The organism is Streptomyces sp. SID486, assembly GCF_009865385.1.
Lineage (GTDB): Bacteria > Actinomycetota > Actinomycetes > Streptomycetales > Streptomycetaceae > Streptomyces.
Window position 1 is genome coordinate 1 of sequence record NZ_WWJT01000362.1, and the last position, 1,701, is coordinate 1,701.

Sequence of the window (1,701 nt, forward strand, 5' to 3'; positions counted from 1 at the left end):
GGGTTCTGGTGGTGGTTCCTGGCGGGTGTCGGGGACGGTGCTGGTGACCGGTGGTACGGGTGGTGTGGGTCGGCATGTGGCGCGTTGGCTGGCGCGGGCGGGTGCTGAGCATGTGGTGTTGGCTTCGCGGCGTGGTCCTGCGGTGGATGGTGTGGCCGAGTTGGGGGCTGAGGTCGCGGGGTTGGGGTCGCGGTTGTCGGTGGTGGCGTGTGATGTCGGTGATCGTGGTGCGCTGGCGGGGTTGTTGGAGCGGATTGCGGCTGAGGTGCCGTTGTCGGCGGTGGTGCATGCGGCGGGTGTGCTGGATGACGGTGTGCTGGACGGGTTGTCGGTGGAGCGGTTCGAGGGGGTGTTGCGGGCGAAGGCGGAGGGTGCGTGGCATCTGCATGAGTTGACGCGTGGGTTGGATCTGTCGGCGTTCGTGTTGTTCTCGTCGTTCTCGGCGACTGTGGGTGGTGCGGGGCAGGGTAATTACGCTGCGGCGAACGCGTATTTGGATGCGTTGGCGGAGGTGCGGCGGGCCGAGGGGTTGCCGGCGACCTCGATCGCGTGGGGCCCCTGGGCCGAAGACGGCATGGCACGTGCCGTAGCGGACCGTTGGGAGGAACACGGCCTGCCCGCCATGTCTCCCGACCTGGCGATCGCGGAGTTGGAACAGTCCGTCAACGACCCGATGGCGGCCTCACTGCTCGTCGCTGACGTCGACTGGGACACCTTGGCGCAGGTCAGGGCCGGGGTCGGGGCCCCGCAGCTGCTGACCGAACTGACCCGGCACGCGCAGCGGAACGCCACCGACGACGGTGGCTCTCCCGCCGACACCTCCCTGCGTCGGCGGCTGGCCGGACTCGGCACCGCCGAACAGGACCGCGCCCTGGTCGAGTTCGTGCGTTCCCACGTCGCCGCAGTACTAGGACACCGTCGGCCCGAGGCCGTCGACACCGAACGGGCCTTCAAGGAGCTGGGCTTCGACTCACTAGCGGCCGTCACCCTGCGCAACCGCCTCAACGCGGCCACGGGCCTGAAGCTCTCCAGCACCCTCCTCTTCGACCACCCCACCGTGGCGGCGCTGGCACGGGTGCTGCGCACCGAGGCGCTGGGACTGCGCGACGACGACGGACCGGCCCTGTCCACCACGACGGCGACGGACGACGACCCGATCGCGATCGTGGCCATGAGCTGCCGGTTCCCCGGCGCTGTACGGACGCCTGAAGAACTCTGGAACCTGTTGGCCGACGAACGCGAGGTACTGACCGAGTTCCCGGCAGGACGCGGCTGGGATCTCGACACCCTTTTCGCCCCCGATCCGGACGAGCAGGGCAAGAGCTACGTCCGCGAAGGAGCCTTCCTCGAAGACGCCGGGGCCTTCGACCCGAAGTTCTTCGGTATCTCGCCGCGTGAGGCGACGGCGATGGACCCGCAGCAGCGGCTGCTCCTGGAGACCTCCTGGGAAGCCTTCGAACGTGCCGGTATCGACGGCACCCTGCTGCAGGGGACACCGACCGGAGTCTTCATCGGCAGCAACGGACAGGACTACGGTCGGAGCCTGCGCGAAGCGGCGGCCGAGAACGTCGAGGGTCACCTCGTGACGAGCAGCGCCGCCAGTGTCGTCTCGGGGCGTATCTCGTACACGTTCGGTCTCGAAGGGCCCGCGGTCACCGTGGACACGGCGTGCTCGTCGTCGCTGGTGGCCCTGCACCTGGC

At 69.0% G+C, this 1,701-nt stretch carries 1 protein-coding gene; it reads left to right on the forward strand.

Annotated elements, in window-relative coordinates:
• Window positions 1-76: 76 nt before the first annotated feature.
• Window positions 77-1,701: type I polyketide synthase (locus GT045_RS16990; RefSeq protein ID WP_345942667.1), on the forward strand; the 1,625-nt coding region annotated here is incomplete at its 3' end.